The sequence below is a fragment of the Saltatorellus ferox genome (genome assembly GCA_007751475.1).
In the GTDB taxonomy this organism is placed as follows: Bacteria; Planctomycetota; UBA1135; order UBA1135.
Genome location: CP036434.1, coordinates 2,427,168 through 2,445,899, shown reverse-complemented (window position 1 = coordinate 2,445,899; position 18,732 = coordinate 2,427,168). Strand labels below are relative to the sequence as shown.

The 18,732-nt window shown below is 67.9% G+C and carries 17 protein-coding genes; 9 read left to right on the top strand and 8 right to left on the bottom strand.

The genetic code is table 11. The features are described 5' to 3' along the window. Nucleotides 1–59: 59 nt before the first annotated feature. Nucleotides 60–260, top strand: a complete 201-nt coding sequence (locus tag Poly30_RS08730) for a hypothetical protein (protein ID WP_145196327.1) — start codon at nucleotides 60–62, stop codon at nucleotides 258–260. Nucleotides 261–349: 89 nt separating this feature from the next. Here Poly30_RS08730 and Poly30_RS08725 read toward each other — a convergent pair whose 3' ends face one another. Next, a complete protein-coding gene (locus Poly30_RS08725; RefSeq protein ID WP_145196325.1) occupies nucleotides 350–2,305 on the bottom strand; it encodes an integrin in 1,956 nt (651 codons plus the stop codon). 151 nt (nucleotides 2,306–2,456) lie between these two features. On the opposite strand from Poly30_RS08725, the gene Poly30_RS08720 reads away from it, so the two are divergent. The 3 genes from Poly30_RS08720 (at nucleotide 2,457) to Poly30_RS08710 (ending at nucleotide 6,950) form a co-directional block, all read left to right on the top strand. Continuing rightward, entirely contained in the window at nucleotides 2,457–4,994 is a 2,538-nt protein-coding gene (locus Poly30_RS08720) for a CRTAC1 family protein (protein ID WP_145196323.1), read from the top strand. 232 nt (nucleotides 4,995–5,226) lie between these two features. Next, the gene (locus tag Poly30_RS08715) at nucleotides 5,227–5,445 is read left to right on the top strand and encodes a hypothetical protein (RefSeq protein ID WP_145196321.1); all 219 of its coding nucleotides are present in this window, start codon (nucleotides 5,227–5,229) and stop codon (nucleotides 5,443–5,445) included. A gap of 2 nt (nucleotides 5,446–5,447) precedes the next feature. Beyond that, on the top strand, nucleotides 5,448–6,950 hold the full coding sequence (locus Poly30_RS08710; protein WP_145196319.1) for a sulfatase: 1,503 nt from the start codon (nucleotides 5,448–5,450) through the stop codon (nucleotides 6,948–6,950). Here the strand turns inward: Poly30_RS08710 and Poly30_RS08705 are convergent. Both Poly30_RS08705 and Poly30_RS08700 read right to left on the bottom strand, forming a co-directional pair. After that, nucleotides 6,901–9,153 (bottom strand): hypothetical protein, encoded by a 2,253-nt coding sequence (locus Poly30_RS08705; RefSeq protein WP_145196317.1) that lies wholly within the window; start codon nucleotides 9,151–9,153, stop codon nucleotides 6,901–6,903. The two genes, Poly30_RS08710 and Poly30_RS08705, sit on opposite strands and share 50 nt — an antisense overlap. A 73-nt stretch (nucleotides 9,154–9,226) precedes the next feature. Then, the gene (locus Poly30_RS08700) at nucleotides 9,227–9,637 is read right to left on the bottom strand and encodes a DoxX family protein (protein WP_145196315.1); all 411 of its coding nucleotides are present in this window, start codon (nucleotides 9,635–9,637) and stop codon (nucleotides 9,227–9,229) included. A gap of 182 nt (nucleotides 9,638–9,819) precedes the next feature. On the opposite strand from Poly30_RS08700, the gene Poly30_RS08695 reads away from it, so the two are divergent. From Poly30_RS08695 to Poly30_RS08685, 3 genes are all read left to right on the top strand, one after another. After that, a complete protein-coding gene (locus tag Poly30_RS08695) occupies nucleotides 9,820–10,800 on the top strand; it encodes a M28 family peptidase (RefSeq protein ID WP_419191137.1) in 981 nt (326 codons plus the stop codon). Next, on the top strand, nucleotides 10,797–11,381 hold the full coding sequence (locus Poly30_RS08690; protein ID WP_145196312.1) for a hypothetical protein: 585 nt from the start codon (nucleotides 10,797–10,799) through the stop codon (nucleotides 11,379–11,381). The genes Poly30_RS08695 and Poly30_RS08690 overlap by 4 nt, the downstream gene beginning before the upstream one ends. A 79-nt stretch (nucleotides 11,382–11,460) precedes the next feature. After that, nucleotides 11,461–12,438 (top strand): hypothetical protein, encoded by a 978-nt coding sequence (locus Poly30_RS08685; protein ID WP_145196310.1) that lies wholly within the window; start codon nucleotides 11,461–11,463, stop codon nucleotides 12,436–12,438. Between the two features lie 12 nt (nucleotides 12,439–12,450). On the opposite strand, the gene Poly30_RS08680 is transcribed toward Poly30_RS08685, so the two are convergent. The 5 genes from Poly30_RS08680 to Poly30_RS08660 form a co-directional block, all read right to left on the bottom strand. Further along, complete coding sequence (locus Poly30_RS08680; protein WP_145196308.1) at nucleotides 12,451–13,416, bottom strand: NAD(P)-dependent oxidoreductase; 966 nt, start codon at nucleotides 13,414–13,416, stop codon at nucleotides 12,451–12,453. Next, nucleotides 13,413–13,670: a carboxymuconolactone decarboxylase family protein gene (locus Poly30_RS08675; RefSeq protein ID WP_145196306.1), complete on the bottom strand. Its 258-nt coding sequence runs from the start codon at nucleotides 13,668–13,670 to the stop codon at nucleotides 13,413–13,415. Before Poly30_RS08675 ends, Poly30_RS08680 begins: the two co-directional genes overlap by 4 nt. 96 nt (nucleotides 13,671–13,766) lie before the next feature. Further along, nucleotides 13,767–14,012 (bottom strand): carboxymuconolactone decarboxylase family protein, encoded by a 246-nt coding sequence (locus Poly30_RS08670; protein WP_419191136.1) that lies wholly within the window; start codon nucleotides 14,010–14,012, stop codon nucleotides 13,767–13,769. Nucleotides 14,013–14,022: 10 nt separating this feature from the next. Next, the gene (locus Poly30_RS08665; RefSeq protein WP_145196302.1) at nucleotides 14,023–14,559 is read right to left on the bottom strand and encodes a hypothetical protein; all 537 of its coding nucleotides are present in this window, start codon (nucleotides 14,557–14,559) and stop codon (nucleotides 14,023–14,025) included. Further along, complete coding sequence (locus tag Poly30_RS08660) at nucleotides 14,559–15,938, bottom strand: M1 aminopeptidase family protein (protein WP_145196300.1); 1,380 nt, start codon at nucleotides 15,936–15,938, stop codon at nucleotides 14,559–14,561. The genes Poly30_RS08665 and Poly30_RS08660 overlap by 1 nt, the downstream gene beginning before the upstream one ends. 92 nt (nucleotides 15,939–16,030) lie before the next feature. On the opposite strand from Poly30_RS08660, the gene Poly30_RS08655 reads away from it, so the two are divergent. Together Poly30_RS08655 and Poly30_RS08650 are read left to right on the top strand one after the other, a co-directional pair. Next, nucleotides 16,031–16,804, top strand: coding sequence for a hypothetical protein (locus Poly30_RS08655; RefSeq protein WP_145196298.1), 774 nt, complete (start codon nucleotides 16,031–16,033; stop codon nucleotides 16,802–16,804). An 85-nt stretch (nucleotides 16,805–16,889) separates the two neighbouring features. Further along, nucleotides 16,890–18,689 (top strand): alanine/glycine:cation symporter family protein, encoded by a 1,800-nt coding sequence (locus Poly30_RS08650; protein ID WP_419191135.1) that lies wholly within the window; start codon nucleotides 16,890–16,892, stop codon nucleotides 18,687–18,689. The last annotated feature ends 43 nt before the right edge of the window (nucleotides 18,690–18,732 follow it).

The following is an 18,732-nucleotide window of genomic DNA, read 5'->3' as shown; positions in this document are numbered from 1 at the left end:
CCGTCACCAACATGGCATTCACCGCATCTGCCCCGACCTCGGTCCGCAAGGCCCGCCAAATGACGCAAGAGAAGATCTATGACGCCCTCCAGGGCGCACGCACGGCCGACAAGGTCACCGTCTACTTCAAGGATGGACGGGCCGCCACCGGCGCGCTGATCTTCAACCCCTTCAAGGGAAGCGGCCGCGTCATCGACGTGGACAAGGAGACATCGATCGATTTCCTGATCGACACGATTCGTGAGCTGAAGCTGGCGTAATCGCTGCTGCGATCGCGCCGAAAGGAAAGCGGCCCCGCCAGGACTCGAGTCCTGGCGGGGCCGCTTTCCTTTTGGAGCGTGGCGACTCCTCAGCGGAAGAGCACCGTCAATCCATCGGTGAAATTGGAGACAGGGGTCCCGCCGACGGAGTCGCGGTACCAGGCCTGGAAGTGGAACTCGTCGCCGGGCAGCGCAGCGAGGAATCCCACTGCGCTCGGGATGGCAGCCGAGTTGATGGCCAGGGAGATCGTTCCGCCGGGACCCGCGTTCTGGACCTGGCCGGGGCCGACGTAGCGTCCGAGGGCACCGCCGCCGATGCAGAGGTTCCCCGAGCTACCGCCGGGCTGGATCACGTAGGCGCGATCCCGTCCGACGATGAAGAAGCCAAAGGCATTGGCGGGGAGCGCAGAAGCGGTCAGGACCACGTCGTTGGCGATCACGAGGCCAGATCCGGTACCCGACATCCGGCCGGGCTGGAACGTGCTGTTGATCGTCGGCAAGCAGTAGTTGAGGAAAGGCCCGTCGCCGAGGCGGAAGAAGTAGGCGGCGCCGGACTCGGAGGAACCGTTGGAGAACTGGTTGGCGCCGATCCCCGAGCCGCTACCGTCTTCGCGAACAGCGCCGACCACGAGCCAGCGGTCGGTCAACGCGGCGGGGATGCTGAAGTAGTCGTTGGCCTGGGCGTTCGAGGCCTTGATGTAGGCGTCCTGGACCCAGTTCGGAGTAAGCCGGTTGGAGAAGAGGTAGCTGGCGCCCGATCCTCCGGCGCCGTTGCTGGTCTGGTCACCGTCGATCGCCGTGGAGGTGCTGGCCTCCCGGGAGGCGCCTACGACCATGTGGGTTCCCGCGAGGGCGACGCTCACGCCGAAGTAGTCGGATGCCCCGGGATTGGAGGCCTTCACGTAAGCATCCTCGGTCCAGCCGCCGGAGCCGAGCCTGAAGCTGTAGACGGCGCCGGCGCTGTTCAAGACGTTGTCCGACTGCGACGGATTCACGCCTCCGACCGAGCTGTCTTCGAAGGGAGCTCCCACGAGGATACGGTCTCGATCGATCGTGACCGAGTAGCCGAAGCTATCGCCCGTGCCCGTGTTCGATCCCTTGAGGTACGTATCGAACTGCCAGGTCGATGCGTTTTCCTGGAAGACATAAGCGGCCCCTGCGTTGGCAGCGCTGTTGTTGGAGAAGTCGCCGCCGATTCCCGTAGCGTTGCTGTCCTCGTAGCGAGCCCCGACGACCGCGCGGAAGACGCCTGGCGACGGGGTGGCCCCGACGCCGACGGACACGCCGAAGTTGTCACCGCTGTCGGGGCTCGGCGACTTGAGGTAGGCGGACTGGATCCAGTTCTGCGAGGACGTCTCCAGGAAGATGTAGGCGGCTCCCGCATCGATGGACGTGTCATCGAGAGGGTTCAGCGGATCGCCGCTATCCTCACCCTCGGCTCCCACGATGAGGCGCGGGCCATCGAGGTCCAGGGCCGTGCCAAACTCGTCCTGGGCGCCGGGATTGGAGGGCTTCAGGTAGTGGGTTTGCACCCACTCCCCGCCGCTGCCGCCGTCGATGAAGCGGAAGACGTACACCGCGCCTGCCCCGGGAGCATTGTTCAGGAAGGGCGAGGAGCCGCCGCTGGCTTCGCCCGGTGCACCAACGACAAGGATGTCGCCCCCAAGCGCCACGGCGGCACCGAACCGGTCGCCCGCCTCCGCGTTCGAGGCCTTGAGGTACGCCTCCTGTGTCCACTGGCCAGCGACCAGTCGATAGACGTAGACTGCGCCTGAATTCGGGGCTGCATTGCTGAACTGATCACCGTTGACGCCCGTGGCGGCGCTGTCCTCATCGCGGGCGCCGACCACCACGCGATCCCCGAAGACTGCGATCGAGTAGCCAAAATAATCCGCAGGGTCGGTATTGGACGCCTTGACGTAGGCGTCCTGGAAAAGGGCCTGGCTCTGGGGTGCGGGCGATAGAGCCAGCGCGGGTGAGGCGAAGCCTGCGAGGGCGAGCCATGGAGCGGCGAGCGCACGCGTGGAAGGGAAGCGTTCAAGCATGGAGGACTCCTGGGTGGAGGCTGGTTTTCGTGGGTTTCCGGAGGGGCTACCCCGCTGGATGGCGCCAGTTTACCGCGAATTACGGGGGGCCTGAGAAAGGGACGTCCACCACGGGGTGGGAGGCCGGCGCGGAAGCCGTAGGATCCACGTCATGCAGTGCTTGATCCCGCCGATGTGCCTTCTTGCCGTCCCGGCCCTCCTCGCTCCCGTCCGTCCGCCTGCTCCCTCGCCGGGCTCCCTCGTTTCGCAAGATGGCGCAGGCACCCAGCCCGAACCTTCGGGCTCGGTGAAGAGCACGATCTCGATCTCGACGCCGGAGGGAGTTCAGGTCCTGGGGTCCCCGCTCGCGTCGGATAGCTTTCTCGCCCCGCTGACCTCGCTGTCCCCCGAGGTCACGCGCGGGGCGCTGGTGCGTGGGGAGTTCCAGGTGAGACTGAGTACGCCGGGCAAGCCGCCGGAGGTGTCGGTGACGGCGCTCCTGCACGGCCGCGACGAGTTCGTGATCCTCGATGGGTCGAGGCCGGTCGTCGTGAAGGGGTCGACGGCACCCAGGGCGGCTCGATCCGGGGGGGCGAACGCCAGCTGGGACCTTGGGCATCTGATTCGGCGAGACGGCCACTGCGTTCGCGGCGGCAGGGTCGTCCTGACGCCGCCGGAGGCGGGGCAGGTGTCCACTCTGCTGCTGTTCGGACCTCCGAGTCGCGCGCCCGAGTCGCCTTCGGACCTCGGGTGGCGGATGGCAGTGGAAGGCGTCGAGGCGTTCCTGCGCGCGGATCCGCTGCGACCGCTGGTGCTGGATTCGGACGGGACGGAGTTGACGATCGATCTGACGCTCGAGCTGGAGGGAGGGAGTTTCGATCTGGCCACCGAGGCGCCGCTGGACGCGGCCATGTTCGTGCAGCAGGTCAAGCCGCGAAAGGTGGCGGCCCTCACGCCTCGCGGCAACGATGCGTCGAAACTCGCTTTCGCGATGCCCGAGGGGCTGGCGGAAGCACTCGAGCTACCCGGTATCGGGATGACGCTCTTTCTCCACGTGGACTCGGCCGAGAAACAGCCCAACCGAGAAGCGCCGTTTCGGGGGGATCCAGCGAGGACTCCGGGCGCGGCGTTGGTCGACGCCACGCGGGAAAGCGGTATCGACGTGGTGCACTTCGAGGGCGCGGCGGAGCAGCTCGACATCCGCCCCACCATGGGGCCGGGTGCGGCCTGGGGTGACGTGGACGGAGATGGATGGCTCGACCTGGTGATCCTGCAGGGCGCGGGGCGGCCCGGAACCGATCCCCTTCCCGATCGGCTCTACCGTGGTCTAAGAGGCGGGCGCTTCGAGGACATCACGCTGGCGGCGGGGCTCGGCCGCGGCGACGCGGGGATGGGAGCGCTCTTCGTGGACGTCGATGGCGACGGCCATCTCGACCTCTATTGCGCGAACTACGGACCGGACCGCCTGTACCTCGGCAAGGGCAACGGCGCGTTCACCGAGGCGACGGAGCTTCTGCCGAAGCTGGATCTCTGGAGCGCGAGCGTCACGGCGGCGGATGCGGACGGAGACGGCGATCTGGATCTCTACATCACGAGCTACCTCGAGTACGACCTCGAGAAGATGCCGCCCGCGGAGGAGCTCGGCCGCTACCAGCGCGAGGATCCGGTCGAAATGCTGCCGTTCGCTTTCCCGGGCCAGCGGAACGTGTACCTCAGAAACCTGCTGGCTGAGAGAGGCGAGCTGGCCTTCGAGGATGCGACGGAGGCCCTCGGTCTTCTGGACGTGCAGGGTCGCGGGATGCAGTCGGTTTTCTGGGACTTCGACCAGGACGGCGACGAGGACCTGTACGTGGCGAACGACGTTTCGTTCAACGTCCTCTTTCGGAATGAAGGCGATGGAACCTTCAAGGACGTGTCGTTCTCGACGGGCCTGGACGACCCGCGGGGCGGGATGGGGCTCGCGGTCGGCGACGTGGACCGCGACGGGGACGAGGATGTGTTCCTGACGAACTGGGAGCTGGAGGCGAACGCGCTCTACCTCAACAGCGTGGTCTCGGACCGTTCTTCGAAGCGCCGACGCGCCTCTTTCCATGACTACACGGTGCGTTCGGGCCTGGGCCCGAGCGGAATCGGGAAGACGTCGTGGGGAGCGGAGCTCTTCGACCTGGACCTCGACGGAGACCTGGACCTCTACGTGGCGAACGGCTACACGAGCCCGGACTACGAGAGCACGGGGATCTGCGTGGGCCAGACGGACCAGCTCTTTCTCGGCGATGGAACGGGCAAGTTCCGCCTCGCTGACCCCCTCCCGCCGGCGGTCACCACGATCGCACAGTCGTCCCGGGGAGCGATCGGCGCGGACCACGACCAGGACGGAGACGTGGACCTTCTGGTTACCTCGAACAACGGCCGCGTCATCCTCCTGAGAAACGATTCTCCCCGATTGGGTGAATGGAAGGGAATCCGTCTGCGCCAACCGGGCCTCAATCCCTACGCCATCGGCGCGACCGTCACCATCAAGCTCACCAACGACGAAACCCACCGCCAGTCCCTGCGAGCGGGCCAGGGCTACCTGACGGGCAACGCCCCCGAACTCCACTTCGGCCTGGGCAAGGCCACCGCGATCGACTCGATCGAAGTGACCTGGCCAGGTGGCCAAAAAACAACCCACGAGGCCCCCCTCAACACCTGGCAAACCCTGACCCGCTAAGCCGATACAAACGGACCAGGTGCATCCATTCCGGAACAAACGGACCAGGTACATCCATTCCGGTACAAACGGACCTGGTCCGTTTGTACCGGAATGGATGCACCTGGTCCGTTTGTTCCGGAATGGATGCACCTGGTCCGTTTGTATCGGCTTGGCGGGTGAGGGGTTTTGGTGGGGATCTTGGATCCGGGTGCGCGCTTCGCGGCCGGTTTGCTTACCGTCGTCCCCGATCATGGACATCAAGAACAAGACCACCAAGCCCATTCGGCTGCCCCTCGCGGGCGGCAAGCGCTGTTTTCTCGTGCCCGGCGGCAAGGGGCAAATCTCGCCCAAGCAGGCGGAGGAGCCCGCCATCAAGGCTCTCCTCGACGATGGATCCATCGAGATCCAGGGCGTCGCCCCTCGCAAGCGCGGGAAGATCGCTGCGGAAGACGCCGCCAAGGAGAGCTGAGCATGGAGGTCGCCAGCCTCCTCGCGACCTTCCTCGGGACGTCCCTTTTCGGACTCCAGCTCGCGGCACCCTGCAGCGCGCAGGAACCGGATTCTCCCGCGCCGATGAACGTCCTGTTCATCGCGATCGACGATCTCCGCCCCGAACTCGGCTGCTATGGTTCAACGGCCGCGCGCACTCCACACATGGACGCGTTCGCCGCGACCGCGCTACGCTTCGATCGTCACTTCGTCCAGGCTCCCTCGTGCGGCCCCTCGCGCTATGCGCTGCTCACCGGCCGCAGCCCCGCCGCCTCCGGCGCGCTCGCCAACGAAGCGCTCTACCAGGGCGCCACGAAGCTGAGGCCCGCCGCCCTCTCTGACTCCGGCGGTCGACCGGTCGCACAGAGCCTGCCCGAGGCCTTCCGCCGCGGCGGCTACCACACGGTCTGCATCGGAAAGATCTCACACACGCCCGATGGCCGCGTGTTCGCCTATTCGGGCCAGGGCGACGGAGATCATGAACTCCCCCATGCCTGGGACGAACTGGCCACGCCGTTCGGCCCCTGGAAGCGCGGCTGGGGCGCGTTCTTCGCCTACGCGAACGGAGAGCATCGCGAAGACGGCGAGAACCACCGCGCGCTGATGCAGTTCACCGCGGAGAAGGACACCGACCTTCCCGATGGCCTCATGGCCGCAGCGGCCGCGCAGAAACTTCGCGAACTGAAGGCCGCCGATTCGCCCTTCTTCCTGGGCGTCGGCTTCTACAAGCCTCACCTGCCCTTCGTCGCCCCCCGCGCGGACTGGGAAGCGATGGCGGGCATCGAGATCGAAGCGCCCGCTTCACCGCCGGACCTCCGCGTGCCATCGACCCACAGGAGCGCAGAGTTCACGCGCTACGATTCAGACCTCTTCGATGGGCCTGGGCCGCGTCTTCCCCTCGACGCACAGGAAGCGATCACCGCGCGTCGCGCCTATCTCGCTTGCGTCCGCTACGTCGACCGCCAGGTCGGCGTCGTCCTCGACGCGCTCGAGTCCGAAGACCTCGCGGACTCCACCATCGTCGTGCTCTGGGGCGACCACGGCTGGCACCTCGGTGAGTCCGGCGTCTGGGGCAAGCACACGGTCCTCGATCGATCGCTCCGCAGCGTCCTCATCGTGCGCGCACCCGGCGTGACGAAAGCGGGCTCGGCGACCGCATCGCTGGTCGCGTCCATCGATCTGGCACCGACACTCCTGGCCCTCGCGAGCCTTTCCGAGGCACCGATGGCGGCCCCCCTCGACGGCATCGACCTCACTCCGGTCCTGCGCGATCCAGGTCGAGCGCCGCGCACCTCCGTCGCCGCCTACTTCGGACCGTGGGGCACGGTTCGCACCGACCGCTACCGCCTCGTGGCCCGGCGCACCGACAACGGCTGGGCCGAGCCGCGACTCTTCGATTGCTCCACCCACCCTGACCCCACGGCCGCCACGGAGCTCACCTCGGCCGATCTGATCCAGCGGCTCCTGGAACAGCTTCCGCGCTGATCGCGCCGCTCAGGTCCCGGAGGCGCGCATCTTCCTCGAAGCTGAGGTCTGGTGCGTCCACGCCTGATCGGTCAGCGTCCCGCGCCCGAACGTACCAGGGCCCGACGAGCGCGAACTCCGAGCGCGCGGGCTCCGCGGCCACCTCGCTCGAACTCGAACGCTCCCTCCACCCGGAACCCTGAAGCCTTCGCTGAACGTCCAGACCGACGCGGAGCTTCACGTGAGCGAGCGGCCCCTGGAGCAGCCCGCGCAAGGCCGGACTCGCCAGGTTCTCGAGGGCCAGGTCGCGCACCCTCGGCGCGGGGGTGAAGACGAAACGCTCACCCGCGAAGGGCGCCGAGTACACGAGCGCCTGACGCCGCGTGTTCTCCAGCGCAGCCAGCGCCTCGGGATCGGGCACCGACGCCGCGTCGGGATAGATCCACGGCATGTCCTCGGAGTCCAGCACGACCAGTCCAGTGGCCTCCGCCTGCTCCGCAAGCCACGCCATCCCTTCCATCGCCAGCGCGCGACGCTCGCCGTACAGCAGAAGCCGCTCGGAGCTACCGTGGATCTGCTGTCGCCCGGCCCCCCCGGAGGCGCTGGTGACGAAGCGCGGCGCCAGCGTCACATCCAGACCGCGAGACCGCGCTTCCAGCGCACAGGCCAGAACGAGCCCGTCTCCTTGAATCGTGACGTCCCGCCCCCAGCCGCCGAGACCGTCCAGCGCATGCCGCCGCTCCGTCGCTCCCGGCGGCGCCACGGGAACGTGCACCTCGAGGGCGATCCCCCGAAAACCAAGGGCTGCGATCCGGTCGAGTTCCCGCAGGAAATCCGGGCTCGCGAGCTCACTCGCGGTCGCCTTCACCTCGACCCGCGCCCCACTCTTCGTCAGCCGCATCGAGGGCGACCTCCGTTCGATCGGGAAGCGCTGGAGGCTCGCCTTCCAGCGCTCGCGCAGCGACCGATCCAGATCCACGTTCCCGGCCACCGCCAAGCCCCAGGCTTCGGCGACTCCCATTCCGAGTTCTTCGCACAGACACCGCGCGAGTCGCGCTTCCGCAGGCGCCAGAACCATCCGATTCCTCCCACGTCCAGGCCCGACGATCTCGTCGAAGGTCACCGCGCCCGAACGCGACTCGATCTCCTCGAGCGTAAATCCACCGCTGCTCCGGACCAGCTCGTGGACGAGGCCGCGCGCCAACCAAGGAGTCCCGGGCGGCCCGAAGGCGCTGAGCAGCTCCGCTTCGGCGAAGGCGAAGAGAGCGTCGTCCTCGCTCGCAGGCACGCCTGCCTTGACCACGAGCGCATGCACGGCCGCGTCGTACCAACCCGCGCGCTGCGCGGCACCATCACGGGCGCGTGCCGCGAGGCTCGACCACTCCAGCACGCGCGGTGCCTGGCTCTCCCATCCGAAGGACCCGATCGTGGATACGATGCCCGCTGCTCGCTGAGACAGCTCCTGAAACCGCTCCCCCGCCGGTCTCGGGCCGGACACGACGGAGAACTCGGCCCCCGGAAGAATGGCTCCGCCTCGCTCGTCGAGCCGAGCCTCGAAAACCCGCTGCCCCTCGCTCCAGAGAACGAGCCTGGGCGCAACGGGAGGGCCGCCGCGCCCGAGGGCATCGAGTCCGTGGACGACCGAAGCGGAATCGGCGGTCTTCCCGATGATCACGGTGATCGCGCCCGCGCAGGCCGACGCGACGTCCGCGAGTTCCAGCGGGGCCAGCCTCTCGCCCGCGCGCTCCAGATGAGCGGGCATCAGCGTGATCGCGACTCCCGCGGACTCCATGGGCCACGCATGGCCCTCTCCCGTCACCAGGAGATCGCCCTCCCGGGTCAGACCGAGGGAGGCCCAGAACTTCGATTCAGCGGGCAGCGATTCGGGAAAGGGGCGCGTCACCACCATGTGCCCGGCAGTCTCCGCGTCGCTCTCGGCACTCGACGCCAGTGCGCCCGCGTGGCCGAGATCCCTCCATGCGGATGCCAGGCGCAGCGCCGCGCCGCGGACGACGGACTCCTCACTCGAGCCAGCCCGAATCTCGATCCTGGGGTGATCGATGAGCGCGGCCGCGGCGTCGAGGGTCGGCTCTTGCGTCCCGCGTCCAGACTCGCCCAGAACGAATCCACGCAGCGCGAGGGTCGTACCCAGACTGGCGAAGAGCACCGAGGTGGCCACGAGAGCCAGGGTCGGCACGGAGGAAAGGGACGGTCGATCGGCCATCCAAGAAGACTAACTCAAACGCAAGAGCCACCCCACGGGTCGCACCAGGACTCTTCCGCCCTGGCTACACGCTTCAGCCGGACTTCGCGTTCTTGCCGTCGATGGAGAAGCGCCCCGCACCCGTGAAGAAGAACGCGAGGAACACGAGCCCGTAGAGCACGGCCAGCTCCTTCTTCGCCCAGGGATCCGAGCCATGGACGATGAACGCGGCCACGCCCATCGTGAAGACGACGGGCAGGGTGGCGATACGCGTTCCCAGTCCCAGAACCACGAGCAGTCCACAGCCCACCTCGCAGCCGATCGCGCTGACGAGCGACAGCAGATGGCCGATCCCCAGCGGATCAGGGAAGCTGCCTTTCAGCTCGCTGAACTTGGCGAGCTTCGGAATGCCGTGGCTCATCATCATTCCGCCAGCGGCGAGGCGGAGGAGCAGCAGGCCCAGTGAGGTGGAACGGTCGCGCGGGCCTGGATCGAAGAGTTTCATGGGGATCAGATTACCAGGCCGAGCCTAAAGACGACCTTTGACAGCCGTGAGTGCAGTCCGGAAGCTACCAGCGCATGCCAGTCGATGCCTCCGACCCGATCAGCCACGAACCCGACGGTGCTTCCGGGCCAGACGCTCCTCGCAGATCCGCCTGGCGGCACTTCAGGATCCGGCGTGGCTTCGTGCTCACGATCCTCGCACTGGCTGGCGCCGGCTGGTTCTTCAGCGTCAGAATGCCGGGGCGGAGCTTCTCGGGAGAGACGGCCCCTGCCACCGTCCCCGAGCAAACGCTGGCCGAAGAACTCGCGGCGCACCTGCATCAACTCGGCCGCGTCATCGGAGCGCGGAGCCTCGAACACCCGGTGGGTCTCGAAGCGGCGCTGGTCTACCTCGAACGGCAGCTGACGGCCCACGGCTACGACCCACTCCGCATCCCCTTCGAAGTGGCCGGCCAGACGACCGCGAACCTCGAAGTCGAGATCATCGGCCGAACCCTTCCCGAGGAGATCGTCGTCGTCGGTGCTCACTACGACGGCTTCTACGGAGTGCCTGCGGCGAACGACAACGGCTCGGGGACGGCCGCGCTGCTGGCGCTCGCGAAGCGATTCGCAGGCGCGCCGTGCGATCGTACCTTGCGCTTCGTCTTCTTCACGAACGAAGAGCCGCCACACTTCCAGCAGGACACGATGGGGAGCCTCGTCTACGCTCGCGCGTGCCGCGACCGCAAGGACGACATCCGCGCGATGTGGAGCCTGGAAACCCTCGGCTACTACACCGACGAGGACGGCTCCCAGAACTATCCGTCGACGATCCTGCGCGCCGCCTACCCGAGCCGCGGCAACTTCGTCGCGTTCGTCGGGAACCTGCTTTCCTCCGGACTCGTTCGCAGGACGATCGGTCGGTTCCGCGCGCTGAGCGAGTTTCCCAGCGAAGGCGCTTCGCTGCCATCGGCGATCGCGGGTGTCGGGTGGTCCGACCACTGGTCGTTCGCCCAGGTCGGCTACCGCGCGCTCATGGTGACGGACACCGCGGTGTTCCGCGACCCGTACTATCACACGAGCGAGGACCTGCCGGAACGGCTCGACACGGAGAGCCTCGCCCGAGTGACCCTGGGGCTGGCCGCGGTGCTCGAGGAATTCGTGTCGGAGGACACCGAGCTGTGACGGCCCTTCTGCGGGCCCTGGCCGATGCCTACCGCGAAGGCGGCGTCGACGCCCTCGCGACGGAAGCGGATCGGCGCATGCCGCCGGAGGGTGGACACGGCTGGGTCGACGAGTTGATCGCGGGCTGCGGTGACCCGGAGTTCTCCGTACCGGCGTCCTGGCTCCTGCTGCGGCACGCCCGCAGCGGTCGAGCGATCCCCGCGGCGTCGGTCGAGCGCCTCGCTCGACGTGGGCTAGACGCAGACCCTCATGAGAGAGACCCCCATGAGAGAGCCCCCTACGAGAATGACCCCGTCGACGCGCGGCTCCACCTCGCGCAGCTCATTCAGCACCTGGAGATCCCCGCGACGTGCGCGAAGCCTCTCGCCGAGTTCCTGACGAACGGCTGCCAGTCCGAGCACGCCTTCCTGCGCGCCTGGGCAATGGACGGACTCTACCGCCTCAGCCTTCAGCACCCACGGTACGAGGAGCCCGCGCGGCGCGCTCTGGAGGCGGGAGCCGACGATCCGAAAGCCTCGGTCCGGGCCCGCGCGCGTCGCATCGTCTCGGAGGAGGCGAAACGCCAGCGCAAGTCACGCTGAAGGCCTGGGATCGATCCCCATCCGCCCGAAACCCTCCGGAAACTATCCAGGAAAAGAAAGGGAGGGTATCGTACGGGCCATGAAGCACCTCATCCCGACTCGAACCGGCCGCCTCGGCGCTCTCGCCTGCACCGCCTTCGCGCTCCTTCTTGCCCCCACAGCGGCCGCCGGAGACATCATTCTGGAGGCGACAGGCGTGGTCGTGACGGCCAACCCCTCCGGTGGAGGCGTCTTCAGCACCGTCGTCGTCGGCGATGCTGCGCTTCTGCACGTCGAGGTGTCCGTCCCCGGGATGGACCTCGTCGCCGGCCAGTACACGAACTACACGATCGACGGCGCGGCCTCCTACGTCGAGATCGGCGGCTACCGCGAGATGCTCACCGGCGGCCAGGTCGGCATCATCAACGACTTCCCCGTGGCCGATCGGATTCAGATGATGAACGCGCCTGCCATGAACGGCGGCGGAGTGACCCTGGAAGCAGGCGATAGCACGGGCACCCTGTTCAGCTCGACCGACATCACGACCGAACTCGGCTCCTGGCCGAGTTCGACGTGGACCTCCTACAACTTCGGCTTCTTCGGCGCCGGCAACTTCATCGAGTTCTCCCTTCCGGACGTCGCGATCTTCGAACCGATGTTCGGCACGAACTACTGCGGGCCCGCCGTACCGAACTCGTCGGGCGCCTCCGGGACGGTGCGTGCCACCGGTTCGCCTTTCGTCGCGAACAACGACCTCGGCCTGCTGGCGTCGGCTCTGCCGACCTCCAGCTTTGGCTTCTTCATCGTCTCCAGCACCCAGGGCTTCGCGGCCAACCCGGGCGGCAGCCAGGGCAACCTCTGCGTCGGCGGCGCCGTGGGACGCTTCATCGGCCAGATTCAGAACTCAGGTGCCACGGGTGAAATCGCCGTCACGGTGGACTTGACGCAGATCCCCCAGCCGACCGGGCCCGTCGTCGGAGCGGCCGGCGAAAGCTGGAACTTCCAGTGCTGGTTCCGGGACGCAAATCCCACGATCACCTCGAACTTCACGGACGCGATCGAGGTGGTACTCGAATGATCGGGGCCGCCCTCATCGCGGACGGCGGGCGGTAAGCTCCGCCCAGAGTTCCGCGAATCGCCTGGCGAAACGCATCGGATAGTCTCCGACCTGATCCGCCTGGTGCGGCGTGATCAAGACGCGGGGGTGCGACCAGAGCGGGCTCGACACCGGCAGCGGCTCGACCTCGAAGACGTCGAGCCAGGCGGCTCCGAGCCCTCGGTCGAGCGCGCCGGGGAGCGCCCGCTCCTCCAGGACCGCGCCGCGGGCGGAGTTCAAGAGGATCGCGCCCGCGGGCAGACGCTCCAGCTCGGCCTGGCCTATCAGATGCCGGGTAGCAGCGTTCAGCGGCACGTGCAGCGACAGCACATCGGCGCGCGGCAGAAGTTCGGCCAGCGCGCCCGGTCCATGCATCTCGTCGAAGGCGGGATGCGGCTCGCCGCTCGCCCGCACGCCGACGAGCCGCAGCCCGAAGGGCCGCAGGCGCAGCGCCAGCTCCGTGCCCGCCGCCCCCGCGCCGACGATCACCGCGGTCTTTCCCTGGAGCGACGCGAACCGCGTGGGCTCCCACCGCCGCTCGGCCGTCGAACGCACCGTTTCGTCGAGACGAGTGGAGAGATACAAGAGCGCCGCCGCCGCGCGCTCCGCCAGGAACGGCGCCAGCACGCCCGCGCAGGTCGTCATCGTCACCCGGCTCCAGTCGTAGCCCGCGAGATGATCGACGCCGGAGCCGCCGACGTGGAACCAGCGCACCGACGGCGCCATGATCGCGGGCCGATGCTCGTCGCCGGGGAAGCCCGAGTGCTTCAGCGAAAAGACGACCGTTGGCCGGTGAGCCTCCAGCGCCGCCAGGACTTCCGGTCCGCTGGACGCCGCTCTCCAGCGAAGCCCAGGGCACGCCTCGAGCACCACCATCAGCTCCGACGGATCGCTGTGGAGCAGAAGCGCGGGCTGCGGCTCGCTCGCATCGAGCCCGGGTACGTGAAAGTTCGCGCTCAACGGTCAGCGTCCCTCGGATGCGGCGGGTACTCGGGCTCCAGCTCGACGTCGACCGCGTCTGCGATGCGGTTGATGTAGTTGAAGTACGCGATCACCTGGATCGCGTCGTGGATCGCCACGTCATCGAAACCCTCGGCGCGCAGCGCCTGCACGTGCGACTCGCGCATTCCCGCCGGCTCGCGCGTGAGCGCCTCGGCGAAGACGCAGAGGGCGCGATCTTCCGCGCTGATTCCAGACAGCGAGCGCCAGCCCACGCGGATGCCTTCGACGAACGCAGCGCGCTCGCTCTCCTCTTGCTCGGACCATTCCCGGTCGACCTCGACACGGAGGTCATCGGCGTGGCTACAGGTTCAGTAGTGGCACGCGTTCACCTGGCTCACGACCGTCGCCAGCATCTCGCGCTGGCGGCGGCTGATTCCCTCGGCCGCGTACATGATCTTCTGGTAAAGGCCCATCGACGCATCGAGGATCGGCGGCGACAGGCTCTGGGCACGCAGGATGCCGAAGACGCGCCCCGCGCGCTGGATGGCGGCCTGGTAGGTCCTGGCGAGGCGCCCCGTGGCCTCGTCGACGGAGATGGTGCGAATCCAGGGCATGGCGGGAGACTCAGAAGGAGCGGCCGTGACCTCGGCCGATGTTGTCCACCCAGGCGCCGATCGTCTGGGCGTGCCGGATCTTGATGGCGCGCAGGTCTTCGAAGGCCTGGGCCCGCTCATGATCGCCGATGCGGACGAGGAAGAGCGCGTACTGCGCGTACCAGCGCGCCACGGTTTCCTCGGCGTGACGGATCAGGCGCAGGGCGGGCCGCGGCCCTGTGATCGGGACGCCGTGCACGAGAACGCGCGCCAGCGCACGTCGCCGAAAACTCGTACGGCGCGGCTTTCCTCCCATGCTGCGGATGAGCTCCTGAACGCGGGCCACGAGCCAGATCCCGTCCTCGTTCAGCTGCTTCGCGACCACCGCCAGCTCAGGATCCCGCGCGCGCCGCGCGATGTGATCGAACACCGAACGAGCGCCGATCTCCGAGAGGAGCGCCAGCTTGACGTCCGCAACGAGACTCCGATACGCGCGCCGCAGCTCCTTCGGTGGAGTCGCGAACGTCGTGTCAGGACGGCCCGGGGCTGTGGCGTCGCCGAGGATCACTAACGGGCTTCTGGATCCTCGGGGTCCGATGGCTCCAGCGTCAGGAGCGGAGCAAGGGTTTCGTCCGGGTCCACGTCGAAGCGCACGGGCAGCGTCGGCGCGTCGATCTCGAGGAGGTCACGGCGCTTGTCGATCTCCAGCACCTCCCGGGTCACGTTGCCGGCTGCGTCCGTGATGCTCACCGGCAGAAGGAATGGAAAGGCCGGCGCGACCTGGCCGCCCTGAAGCTCATGCACCTGGTCCACGCGGAGGAGCACTCGGCCGCGCGCCTCGTCGTAGCGCCAGCGGGTCTTCACGCGCGCCTCCGACGGATTCCGCAGCCAGGCTCGAACGAAGCGCGCGCCGAGGTCCGGCGCGACGGCCTCGGCGGCCGTCGCCAGGTCATCCCAGGTCACGGCTTTCCCGCCGCGATGGGCATCCACGAAGGCGCGAAGGAGGCCGCGAAACGCTTCCTTCCCCATCATCTCGCGCAGGGCCAGAAAGCGCGGCACCGCCCAGTCCTCGTCGAGACTCGGCGTGTGAGCGCGCTCCGCCTCTTCGGCCGCCACACCCCCGGGCAGGTCCTCGAGAAAGAGCCGGTGCATCAGGCCCGAAAGGCATCGGAGCGCCGCGCCGTCGGGTCCCGGATCGATGGCGACGACGTCGCCGAACCAGACGCTGGCGGGCGAGGCACCGTACGGCTGCTGCACGTCCGGACGACGCACGAGCAGCTCGGCCTCGCAGAAGCGAAGGAAGGGATCGAGCGCGGCCCGCTGGAGAGCATCGCCGGCGGGCTCCGAGTCCGCGAACGGCGCGGCGGAAGGAATGGCGGCGCTTCGCGCAGCGTCCTCGGCGAGAGCCATCTCGCGCAGCTGCTCGGCGTGGTAGGAAAGCGGCGCGAGGCCGAGGTCCCATGGACGACCGCCGGCCGTGTGGACAACGAGCGTCGCGCGATCGGCCGGATCCAGACCGCGGAGCAGCGGCTCGACCGAGGCTGGAACGCTGGCCGCAGGAAGGGCGCTCGCGTCCACCCCGAGCCAGTTCAGCTCGACCACCACCCGTCGAAGCGACCCATCGGCCGCGGCATCGGCGTCGGGATCGTGGAGGAACGAGAGCCTGACGGGGCGACCGGCCAGCGCGTAGCCGCCCGCGACCGAAGGGGTGCGATCGAGCTGCGCCAGACCCTCGATCCTCGCGGCTCGCTCGCCGCTCTCCCAGAGGTCCACGTGAAGCACGTCGATTCCAGCCAGTCGCTCGACCAGAGCCCGGCCGGGATCGGCCGCCGCGACGTCCTTCACGCGGACGGCCTCCGCCTCTGGCGAGGGGCCCTGGCAGCCGAAAGCCGCCCCGATCGCCAGGGCCGCGCCGCATCGAAAGCGTAAGACCGGGTCCGAGGTCACCCGGGCATGAAGAAGAGGGTCTCGCGCGGGTCGCGCAGTCCCTAGAATGTCGGTCAGCAAGGCCATCGATACATGGTATCCGGCCGCACCCCATGGACTTCCTGCTCGAATGCATTGGATTCTCGCCAGCCATCGGTGAGGAGGACCTGGTCGATATCGTCCGGACGCGCGGAGAGGCCGCCGCCTGGCGGGGTGACCCCGCAGACCACCGCACGCTGTCCCTCGGGAGCGGGCTGGAACTCCGCGCGGACCGCGCTCCAGATCGCTCGTTCTGGACCCTCACACCGCATTTCAAGGTCCCCCACCGGCTTCGGCTCGCCGTGACCTCGATCGTCCGCCAGCCCGACAGCCCCTTCGATGCGCTGCTCTCGGGATGGGCCTCACCGCCGATCGGGCCCGCCGAAGACGATGAGCCCGGGGGTGCGTACCGGCTCTCGACCTGGATCACGGACGCACGCCGTCTCGGATCGAGGGTCTCGCCTGGCCACGTGCTGGCGGTCAGCGTCGCCGGGTTCGCCGTTCACGTGGAGCGGGTGATCGCCAACGAGGAGGTCGAGCCCGCTTCGATCCTCGATCGCCCCGCGGGCGCGTACATTCGCCCGCTCGGGTCACCCGACGAGCCCGGCGGCTGCTGCGACGTCTCCCTCAGGATCCGAGAAATCCGCCGGATCCAGAACGAACTCACCTCGGAGCCGGTCGAAATCGCGATCTGCGACGCGCCCGATCGACCGCTGCTGCTCTTTCTGTCGCCCTGGCAACTCCACTGCGATGGACACCCTCCGCCCCAGCCCGGAATGCGGATCGAGGGCACCTTCATGTTCACCGGACGCATCGCGGGCGGGCTGCCCAAGCGACGCTCGAAGTAAGCGTCCGGTACGCGGGACCTCCGATGGGGCTCCGGTTTTGGCAAACTGCGCGGCCCCCTCTTTTCCACATCCCTCCCCGACGCCCATGCGATCCCCCCATCGTCTGCTGATCCCGCTCGTCCTGTCGCTTTTCTGCGCCGCAGCTTCGAGCCCAGCCGCCGCCTCTTCCCACGCCGACGCGCCGGCCTCCCAGGAGGCCGATGGAGCCCTCCAGGAGACCGTCGATGCGGTCGAGAACGCCGCAGGAGAAGCCACGGACGCCGTCCAGAACGCCGCTGGCGCCGTCTCGGACGTCGTGGAAGACAGCGTCTCGCAGGACAGCGGAGAAGACTGGCAGACCACGGTCGACAAGAAGATGACGGCGGTCAACACCGTCATCGAGGGCATCTTCTTCTTCCCCATCCCGATTCCCGGGACGACCGGCGTCTCGCCGACCGCGATTCCGTTCACGAACGGCGAGAAGACGTTCAGCCAGCAGACGATTCCCTTCGCGGTGCTCTGGCTCGTCCTCGGCGCGATCTTCTTCACCGTGCGGATGGGCTTCGTCCAGCTCCGCCTCGTGGGGCACGCGATCGCGGTGACCCGGGGCAAGTGGGACGATCCCGATCTCGCGGAGGAGGGCGAAGTCAGCCACTTCGAAGCGCTCTCCGCCGCGCTCTCCGCCACGGTCGGACTCGGCAACATCGCGGGCGTGGCCATCGCCATCTCCCTCGGTGGACCGGGCGCGACGCTCTGGATGATCCTCGCGGGCTTCCTCGGCATGGCGTCCAAGTTCACCGAGTGCTCCCTGGGCCAGATGTACCGCCAGACGCGCAGCGACGGCAGCGTGATGGGCGGCGCGATGTACTACCTCTCCCACGGTCTGAAGGAGCAGGGCATGGGCGGCCTCGGCAAGGTCCTCGCCGTCATGTTCGCGATCCTCTGCATCGGAGGGTCGCTGGCGGGCGGCAACAGCTTCCAGGTCAACCAGTCCCTCGGCGCCATCGGGGAAACGGTCTCGTTCTTCGGCGAGAACGCCGACGGCGTGCGTGAGAACGGCTGGATCTACGGCGCCATCATGACGGTGGCCGTGGGCGCCGTCATCCTCGGCGGCCTCCGCCGGATCGCGGACGTTGCGTCCAAGATCGTGCCGCTCATGTGCGGGATCTACGTGGCTGCCTGCCTCTTCGTGATTCTTTCCAACGTCGGCCATGTCGGCCCCGCCTTCCAGACGATCATCGACGGGGCGTTCAACCCCGACGCCGCCCTCGGCGGCATCGTCGGCGTCCTGATCGTCGGCTTCCAGAGGGCCGCGTTTTCCAACGAAGCGGGCGTGGGCTCCGCGGCGATCGCACACTCCGCTGCCAAGACGGAGTACCCGGTTCGAGAAGGCATCGTGGCCCTTCTGGAGCCGCTCATCGACACCATCATCGTCTGCACGATGACCGCCCTCGTGATCGTGATCACCGATGCCTACGTGCGGGTCGACGAAGCCGGTGAGCTGACCCAGTTCGCCAACTTCATCGATTCCAAGAACGGCGCGGCCCTCACGAGCCAGGCCTTCGGGACCACCCTGAGCTGGTTCCCCTACGTCCTCAGCATCGCGGTCGCCCTCTTCGCGTTCTCCACGATGATCTCGTGGTCCTACTACGGCGAGCGCTGCTTCGCCTGGCTCTTCGGAGACGGCCTCGGACTCCTCTACAAGGCGCTCTTCCTGACCTTCACGTTCCTCGGCTCCGTCATCACGGCGAAAGCGGTCCTGAACTTCGGTGACCTGATGATCCTCGGCATGGCCATCCCCAACGTCCTCGGGGTGATCCTTCTGTCGGGCAAGGTCAAGGCGCAGCTGGACGAGTACGTGGCCAAGAAGAAGTCGGGCGAGATGAAGCAGACCCCCGGCGCGTGACGGCTGACGCCTGCGGGCGCGCGGCCCGGAGGTTCCCGCTGGG